Raw genomic sequence first — 8,675 nt, 5'->3', positions numbered from 1 at the left:
GGCCCGCCCGCCGACAAGCCGCGCCGCCGCGGCGGCCTGATCGCCGCCGTACTGGTCGCGGCGCTGGTCGCGGGCGGCGTCGGCGGCGGCATCGGCTACTGGGCCGCCGGCCAGGACGACACGGCCTCCACGACCGTCTCGGCCTCCGGCGACCCCCAGGCGCTGAACCGCAAGCCGACCTCGGTCTCCGGCATCGCCCAGCGCGCGCTGCCCAGCGTCGTGACCATAGACGCGCAGGGCGCCGGCGGCGAGGGCGGTACGGGCACCGGCTTCGTGTACGACAAGCAGGGCCACATCCTCACCAACAACCACGTCGTGGCGAGCGCCGCGGACGGCGGCAAGCTGACGGTGACGTTCTCCAACGGCAAGAAGTACGACGCCGAGGTCGTGGGCCGCGCCCAGGGCTACGACGTCGCCGTCATAAAGCTCAAGAACGCCTCCGACGCCAAGCTCAGCCCGCTCCCGCTGGGCAAGTCCGCGAACGTCGCGGTCGGCGACGCGACCATCGCCATCGGCGCCCCCTACGGCCTGTCCGGCACGGTCACCACCGGCATCGTCAGCGCCAAGGACCGCCCGGTGGCGTCCAGCGACGGCGGCGGTACGAACGCCTCGTACATGTCCGCGCTGCAGACGGACGCGTCGATCAACCCCGGCAATTCCGGCGGCCCGCTGATGGACGCCTCCGGCAACGTGATCGGCATCAACTCCGCGATCCAGTCGGCGAGCCAGGGCGGCGGCGGGTTCGGCGGCGAGAGCCAGTCCGGCAGCATCGGCCTGGGCTTCGCCATCCCGATCGACCAGGCCAAGCGGGTCGCCGACGACCTGATCCGTACGGGCAAGCCGGTCTACCCGCAGATCGGCGTGCAGGTCGGCATGCGGGAGTCCAGCGACGGCGCGACGATCGCCGACCGAGGCAACGGCGGCACGGCCGCCGTCACCCGCAACGGCCCGGCCGACAAGGCCGGCCTCAAGCCCGGCGACAAGATCACCAAGCTCGACGACACGGTCATCGACAGCGGCCCGACCCTGATCAGCGAAATCTGGCAACACCGCCCCGGCGACAAGGTAACCCTCACCTACGACCGCAACGGCAAGCAGCACACCACAGAGGTAACCCTCGGCCAACGCGTCGGCGACAGCTGACCCGGCACCGGGCCCGCGCCGGCAACAGCGGATCCCCGCGCCGGGCCCGCGCCGGAACCGCTGATACCCGCGCCCGGCCCCCCCGGAAACCGCTGACGTGCTCGAACAGCACGCCCGCCGACGCCGGCCACCGCGCTCGGACAGCGCACGGAGCGAGCTGACGCGCTACCCTGATCCCCGCGTCACCGTCGGCCGGCCGCCGACAGGTGCCGCGGGGAGGCTTGCCCGAGCGGCCTAAGGGAACAGTCTTGAAAACTGTCGTGGCGGCAACGCCACCGTGGGTTCAAATCCCACAGCCTCCGCCACAGGCCACATAACTGCAGGCCAAAAGGGGTGCCCGAGTCGAACGGGCACCCCTTTCGCGTTGATCTTGTCTCACCTCGTAACGCGTGGATCTCGCTTTGGATCAGGCCGTGTGGACCAGGCGTGGACCAGAATCAACGGTTCGAGCGCGGTGACTCGACTTCCCGCTCGCGTCGGCTGGGCGGAGAGCCACCGCTCACGCAACCTGCTGACCAGCAGGCATCTCCTGCAGCCCAACCGACCCGAAGACCGACAGGCACGCTGGGCTGCCTCCTCTTCGATCACTACCTGACCGGCTCCATCGGTGCCGTACTGAGCGGCGGGTCGCCTGGCGCCAGGGCAGCGGTCCGTCTAGTCCGGGATGTGCGTCGAGGACGGGGCGGTGCCCTCACCGGTCTCCGGGGGCGTGCCGGGCGGCACCGCGCGGGAGCGAGGACGGAGCTTGCGGACGCTCCAGGCGCTGGCGGTAAGGACGAGGGCGGCGCCCAGGCTACCGAGGAACTCGGGCAGGGCAGCACGGAGAAGGTTGTACACGGGCAGGCGACGCGCCACAGGGGCGGGGCCGACCGCGCGTCTGCTCCTTCGCGTACGAGGGGATCGTCGGCACCACGCCCCGACCCGAGGACGCTGGCGGGCGGCCCCCGTAGGCAAGAGGCCGTCTGTGCCAACGAGCAGCATGCCGGACGCGCGACCGCCACGAGGTCGGTTCGGCGTTTTCTCCCCGTCTGGCCCGGACAGTGCGCCAAGGCAAGGACGCTGAGCTCGCGACGAAGCGGGGTTGCAGCTCGCGGGCACTGGCCGCAGGGCGGGAGCGCCTTCCCTGACGCGCGAAGATGGTCTGCAGAAGAGCCCCATGGTGGGGCAGATACAAGGGGGGCGCGTGAGCGAGCGACTGGAGAGCATCTTCGTTCCGGACGATGGCCCGGAAGCGCCGAGTGAGGCCAAGAGCCAGGCGCTGAATTTCGTGTGGACCTGGGCGGAGGAAGTCCTCCGGCAGGTGGAGCGGGTGGAGACGACACGCGGCAGGATGCGGAGCGCCGATCGGATGCACGGGGACGAGCCGGGCATCGACCAGGTCTACCTGGATGGGCTCTTCCGGGAGCTGTGGGCCGCGGAGCACACCCTGTTGTGGGCGGCCTACCAGCTCGAACGCTGGCGAAAGCGGCTTGACCGGGAGCGGGGGCACACCGAGCGGGAGTACGACAGGGCTCTGCAGGCCGCCCGCAACGTCCTGGAGCACCTGGATGCTGCCGACTTCGCCGGCGGACGGGCCGTCGCCCCGCCCTGGGAGCCTCCGCAAAAGCAGCGGAAGCCGCAGGATCCGTACCGGAGCCTGCGCAAGCGTGGCGGTTTGGACCTGGGCATCGCCGACGATGGCGCGTTCTGCGGTATCCCCAGTGCTGAACTGCGCGAGCGCGCGCTCGGTGTCGTCCACTCTGTCGAGGACGATCTCGCGGACGAAGTAGTGGACCATCTCGTTGAACTGCACCGCGGGCGCTGAGGCACTCGGCACAATAGACGGCCTCGGTCCGTACTGACCGGGTCCGTGTAGCGAGAGGGGGTCGGGCTACCGCTCTCCGGCCCGCCCCAAGTTCAGCTCGGGGTAGCTGCGGACGTTCTCGTCGAAGCTGCGGTGCTCGTCGGCGAGGGACGGCACTTTGGGTCAAGGGGGTTCGCCAAACCGACCCGGCACCCCCAACTGCGCTTGCATATCCACGGCTTGACACGAACCCGCCAGCTGCGGCAGGCTCGGTGCCCACAACCGAATACAGGCGCACGAGGTTGAGCTCTAGCTCCCTCAAGCGCGACCCGCCCGAGGTGACGCACCACGAGGTCCCTTGGGCGTAGCAACTAGCACAACAAAGGCAGCACTACCGGGGTCGATAGCACCATCTCAATCCCCCGGGCCCAACGGTTTCATCCCGTGGGCACGCCACCACCGGGGTCGATGCACCTCCGTCCCCCGAGTTCCCACATCCCGCACATAGCTCTGCGCGACCCCGATTGCCCTCCGGCGGCCGGGGCCGTTCTGCTGCCCGCGCAGGGATCACAGGTTCGGCACCGTCGTGGTTGCCGAGCTAACTGTCGCCTGGCTCAAGGTTGCAGCCGTGCGGCCCAATCCGTTCCGCCACTCTGCCCCGCGTCCCCGTCCCGGACGCCCGAAAACGAAGGAGACCGCCCATTCCGCCACCCCCGCCGACCCGTCCCCCTCGCCCTAGCCCGAAAGCAAGTACAAGGCCCCGCTCAGCGGGGCCTTTGCCTTTCCGCGGCGGCTTGCGGGGCTAACCCGCCCCTCCTCCACGGTGCCGTAAGTGCCGCCGGGCCGGGGCTCGCCCAGAGCCTGACCGCAGCAGAACGGAGCACGCACGCGGTCCCGCGCCGCAGCTTGCGGGGCTAACCCCCACACCGGCCACGGTGCACCCACCCGCCCCCAATGGCGCCCACGGGGGCGGTGCCCACTCACCTCTACACCTGAAGGAACAACCACCATGACCGTCAGCCACACCGACCCGTCCCCGAGCCCTGACCCGTCCCCGCGGCCGCCCCGGCGCTGGGCCGTCCTGCTCTGGGCGATGGCCTTCGGCCTGATGCTTGCGGCTGGCCTGCTCGTCCTGAGCCTGTGCGTCCCCACGCTTGCCGGGCCGCTGCAGACGGCCATCGCCGGAACCGCGCTGTACGCCGCTCTCGTCCGGCGCCTCATCCGTCGGCTCCTCCGGTAGCCGACGGCCGCTCTGGCTGGGATGTCTCCTCCCGCCGTGTCGCTACTCGGCGGGAGGAGACAGATAGTCGCGCAGCTCGATGTCGTTGACGGTGATCCCTTTGCGTTCGGCGAGGCGCTGCAGCTGTTCTTCCCGCATGGGAAGGGACGCTTCGCCGTCCAGGAACTCTTCCAGCCATTCACCGGTGTGCCGGTTGTACGGGAGTAGCCTCGTCGCGGCGCTGCTTGCCCAGACCGAGGTTCGATTCACTGAGAAGCCTGTGCCCTCGGCCACTTGGCGAACCCGCGCTTCGCACTGTTCGACGAACTGCTTCGGCGGGTGGTCTGAGCCATTGCTGAAAAAGGCGGAGATGGCCCCGGGCTCCAATCGGTCCCTCTTGGCTGTGATGCCTGCCGCCTGGATCGCGGACAGTGCGCTGTCGAAGAGGTCGGCTGGTCCGTAGAGGATCACGTTCACTACGCCGCGTACGTCTTCCATGGCACAACTCTACGGGCGGCTCAGATCGGGCCTCTGCTCAAGTCGGGCGAGCAACCGCAACCGCTGCTGAGCCTGCACGCTTTCACTGTCTTCCTGAGCGCGGCCGCTGGCGGATCAATCGTGGGCCTCCTGACGTCTGCTCAGACTCACTGCTTGCCGGTGCCGCGGCCGTCGGTGGGGGTAGCTTCTGCTTCGACGTGCCGAGCCTGCACAAGCTCGTCGGTAAGGAGCCACGCGGCCGCGGTACGGCACGACGGGGCCCAGGAAACAGATCCGGGCCCCCGTTGGCCAGCGACGTCATGCGCTCACGTGGTCTGGTCGTCGCAATCGTCGATTCCACCTATCGGGATCGCTCGGTCTCGCGCAGGGCCTGCTCGATCTGTGCGTTGGCCTGGTCACGCTTGCCGTCCAGCACCTTGGCGTAGAAGCGGTAGAGCACAGCCACGCTGTGGCCGGCGCGACGGGCGACTTCGGTGGGGTCGACGCCGGAGGCCAGCCACAGCGAGACTCCTGCGTGCCGGAGTGAGTACGGCACCTTCGCGAGCGGCGTCTTGACATGTTCCTCGGAGAGCGCTGCCTTGCGGGCGTCCTTCCAGACCTCTGCGTACTCCTTGGTGAGCAGAACGCCCCCGCGCGACGCTCGGAACAGTCGGCCGTCCGGGGCGGTTCCGTAGCGCGCCAGGTGACCACGTAGGAGAGCGACGAGCACCGGAGGGATGGGTACGTCCCGAGTCGCCGAGCGGGCCCGCCGCTTCAAGCCGCGCTCCTCGTACGACTTCCCGTCGTCCGTCCACGAAGACCCTGACCGGGGCGAACTGCCGGAGAGCAGCAGAGAGCCCCAGCCGTTTTTCGGCAGCGTGCAGTCGGCCTTCCGGAGGTTCATGGCTTCCGCCGGCCGGGTGGCCGCGTAGTAGCCACAGCCGTAGAACGCCTGCAGGTGCTCACCGCGAGGGCCAAGCGTGCCCACTGCGTCTATCAGGGCCTTGGCCTGGCGTGGATTGGGGACGTACCGCCAGTCGATCTCATCGTCGGTGTCCGGGGGAGTCCAGTCCACGAACTGCAGTGGATTGGTGGGTAGCAGTTTGCGCTCGACCGCGTAGCGCAAAGCGTTGTTGAAGACCATCCGCTTCCGCTTGGTGGTGTTGGCCGCGGCGGTTTTGCCGTCGAGCTTCAGGCTCAGCGCCTCCAGAGCGAGCCGGACAGTGTCGGAGTCCTCCAGCCGAGGCATCGGGAGAGACTTCCTGGCGATCCATTCCAGGGCTACGGCGATAGGCGCCGCTGGCTCACCGCGCTGGTCGGAGAAGTTGAAGGCCCAGCAGGACAGTGCCCGACGGAGGACGGCGGGCTTTGGTGCCCCTTTGGAGTCCACCACCAGCGCAGACGTGACGGTGGCGAGCGCGTCGGCACGTGTGGCGCGACTCTTCGCGGAGGATCGCTTCCACTTCATCTCGGCGTAGTGCCTGGCGTGCTCGTACCAGGTCGGTTGCGGCTCCTGAGCGCGCAGTTCAGACTGCGGCAGTCCGGTCTTCACGTCGAACATCTCGCCGCGCTGAGCTGCGGCCATCAACTGTGCCCGCCTGCCATCGGCGAGCGTCTTGGTCCGGAATGCCTTGGAGTGGGGGCGCGGACCGACCTTCCACCGCAGCTGAAACGGCTTGGGGCGGTCCTGCCTCTCACGGATCGAGTAGATGGTGAACTCGAAGGTCAGCACCGAGGGGGCTCCTGAGAAGGGAAGGGGCCCGGCCATGGTGCGGCCGGGCCCATCGGGTGGGTGTCAGACTGCGCAGTCCTGTTCCTGGCTGGCCCACCAGGCATCCAGGTCACTGCGGCGTACGCGGAGCTGGCCGTTCGGGAGCTTGTAGAGCTTGGGTGCCTTGCCGCGGGCGCGCATGCGGTAAAAGGCGGCGCGGCTCATGTCGATCTCTTCGAGAACTTCGGGGAGCTTGAGCATCTTGGCCTTGGGCATGTCAGTGCTCCTCTTGGTGCGAGATGTGCTGCCGGGCTGGGATGGAGCGATAAGCGCGGTAGGGGTGGTAAGCCCTTTGACCTGCGGTTTCGTGGAGGCGGTAAGGGGGCCGGGAAGCGGGGCGATAAGTCTTGGCGCACTGGATGGCTGGCTTATCGCTCCGCTAACCGCTCCTCTTTCCGCGCTGGTGTTTCCACAGGTCGGGAGGCTTATCGGCTATCTCGCCTTATCGCGCTCAGCCCGCATAGCTCACGACGGTGGTGGGGCGACCACCCGTCGGCTTCTGATGGCGGCTGTAACCGGGAAGGTCGAGCAGTTCGGCGACCAGCCGGTCCCGCTCCGCTCGCGTGGTGTTCTTGAACAGGCGCCGGATGCGGTCGGCCGTGAGCCCGTCCGGTCCGGCGGCGCGGACCGCCTCGGCGAGCTTGTTCACCTTCGGGTCGCCGGTGGTGTCGCCGAGGAGGTGAACGGCCGAGGCGCGGGCGTAGTTGAGGAGCTGCCAGGCGGCGCGCATGTGGGCTTCGGAGATGGTGTCGGTGTGGTCGCACAGGGCGTAGACCATGGCGACCCGCTGGACGTACGGGGCGGCGCGGGCGGTGAACTGGGCGATGACGCCGCCGGCGGAATCGTCGCTCAGCGCCGGGTAGACCTCATCGCAGTACAACTCCCAGGCGCCTGAGCTGAACTTGACCTCGTCGACGCGAGAAGCGTCGGCGAGAACCGTGCGCCAGCCGGCGGCGAGGTTGGCCACCAGCTCAGGGCTGGCGCCGCGCGAGCCCGGCAGGACGAGGTTGCGGTGGCAGAAGATCGGCAGGAACCGGTTGTACGTGCCGCCGGCCATCTCCGAGTCCTGCATCTTGGCCCGGAACTCCTCCGGAGTGATGTGCCCCAGAATCGCGATGTGCGGATCCGTGGCTGTCAGCGAGTCCCGGACCATTGAGCCGAGGGAGTCCCCGTCCCATGCTTGCCGCAGCACGCCGGGCAGGGAGCTGCCCTCTCGGCGGCCGCGGCTCATGGTCACCGCGTACTCCGATTCCAGCACCCACAGCCGCTTGTCGATGCTGGCGTGCGAGGCGTCGTCGCTGTCGTCGTCCTTGACGTACTCGATCAGCCCTTCCCCGGAGTTCAGCCCGCGCGGGGTGTGCTCGGGGCCGAAGAAATCCGGCAGGGCCTCCGCCAGCACCCGCCGGGCGGTCGACGTCGCCGACCCCTTGCGGCCCGACGACGTGGGGCCGATGGTCAGGGCCCAGATCAGGGTGGGGTGCCGGTCGTTGCCGATCATCAGGTGCGGGCGCCGGCCGATGGCCGCTCCGGCTGCGGAGAGGAGGTTGGCCAGCACCGCGACCGGATCTGCCTCCGTGGTGGGGTCCAGCTCTCGGACCGTCTCGCCCACCCAGCCGCAGAACACGTCTGGATGCGGCGTGGGGCCAGGCCGGTGCGGGCGGTGGAGGCCCGGACGCCGGTCGTACAGCGGATTGGGCGGGCCGCTCGGTGCCGCGTCCTCGTCGGACGGTTCGGTGGGGCGTGCGGTCAGCTCGGTGATCTGCCGCAGCACCGTGGCGCGGAGCTCGTCAGCGTCGGTGTTCGGGGCGGAAGCCGCCTGTACGAGACGCGTACCGGCTTCGATCAAGCGGCGGCGTTCGGCCTTCTCCCGCACGATCTCTGCGTAGTACTCGGCGTTGGCCGCGGTCGGCACGGCCTGGACGAGGGTGTGGAGGTAGGACGCTCCGCCGACCTTGCGCAGGTCTCCGCGCTTGTTGAGATGGTCCGCAACGGTGATCGGGTCGGAGGACTGCCCGCGGTCGTACAGGTCGCAGATCGCGCGGTGGATCATCTCGTGCGCGGGCCGGTAGTAGTCGCCGGGGTCCATCGTTTCGATCACGTCCGCGATGGCCTGAGCGGAGAGCAGCATGGCGCCCAACGCGGACTGTTCGGCTTCGAGATCCTGGGGCGGCTGGGAGCCGGCCAGGGGTGCGAGGTCGCCGTGGAGAGACCGCACATTGTCGTACGGTGCCGGTGCGGCCTCAGGTGACATGATGGGTGTCTCCTGTTCTGTCTTCGGACGG

Annotated in this window: 7 protein-coding genes and 1 tRNA gene; 4 read left to right on the top strand and 4 right to left on the bottom strand. The window is 69.0% G+C overall.

The window, feature by feature from the left end; translation table 11 throughout:
• From ABT381_RS15675 to ABT381_RS15660, 4 genes are all read left to right on the top strand, one after another.
• The coding region (locus tag ABT381_RS15675; RefSeq protein ID WP_351593524.1) for a S1C family serine protease at window positions 1-1,143 on the top strand (1,143 nt) is incomplete at its 5' end.
• Window positions 1,144-1,358: 215 nt separating this feature from the next.
• Window positions 1,359-1,448, top strand: a tRNA-Ser gene (locus ABT381_RS15670).
• Window positions 1,449-2,326: 878 nt separating this feature from the next.
• On the top strand, window positions 2,327-2,947 hold the full coding sequence (locus tag ABT381_RS15665; RefSeq protein WP_351593521.1) for a hypothetical protein: 621 nt from the start codon (window positions 2,327-2,329) through the stop codon (window positions 2,945-2,947).
• Between the two features lie 988 nt (window positions 2,948-3,935).
• Window positions 3,936-4,166 (top strand): hypothetical protein, encoded by a 231-nt coding sequence (locus ABT381_RS15660; RefSeq protein WP_351593519.1) that lies wholly within the window; start codon window positions 3,936-3,938, stop codon window positions 4,164-4,166.
• Between the two features lie 42 nt (window positions 4,167-4,208).
• Here ABT381_RS15660 and ABT381_RS15655 read toward each other — a convergent pair whose 3' ends face one another.
• The 4 genes from ABT381_RS15655 to ABT381_RS15640 form a co-directional block, all read right to left on the bottom strand.
• A complete protein-coding gene (locus ABT381_RS15655) occupies window positions 4,209-4,643 on the bottom strand; it encodes a hypothetical protein (protein WP_351593516.1) in 435 nt (144 codons plus the stop codon).
• A gap of 340 nt (window positions 4,644-4,983) precedes the next feature.
• Window positions 4,984-6,354, bottom strand: coding sequence for a tyrosine-type recombinase/integrase (locus tag ABT381_RS15650; RefSeq protein WP_351593513.1), 1,371 nt, complete (start codon window positions 6,352-6,354; stop codon window positions 4,984-4,986).
• 63 nt (window positions 6,355-6,417) lie between these two features.
• On the bottom strand, window positions 6,418-6,609 hold the full coding sequence (locus ABT381_RS15645; protein WP_351593510.1) for a helix-turn-helix transcriptional regulator: 192 nt from the start codon (window positions 6,607-6,609) through the stop codon (window positions 6,418-6,420).
• A gap of 235 nt (window positions 6,610-6,844) precedes the next feature.
• Window positions 6,845-8,644 (bottom strand): DnaB-like helicase N-terminal domain-containing protein, encoded by a 1,800-nt coding sequence (locus ABT381_RS15640; RefSeq protein ID WP_351593507.1) that lies wholly within the window; start codon window positions 8,642-8,644, stop codon window positions 6,845-6,847.
• Window positions 8,645-8,675 lie beyond the last annotated feature (31 nt).

Source organism: Streptomyces sp. NPDC000151 (assembly GCF_040301705.1).
Lineage (GTDB): Bacteria > Actinomycetota > Actinomycetes > Streptomycetales > Streptomycetaceae > Streptomyces.
The sequence above is the reverse complement of the archived record's forward strand: the minus strand, read 5'-3'. Positions and strand labels throughout refer to the sequence as shown.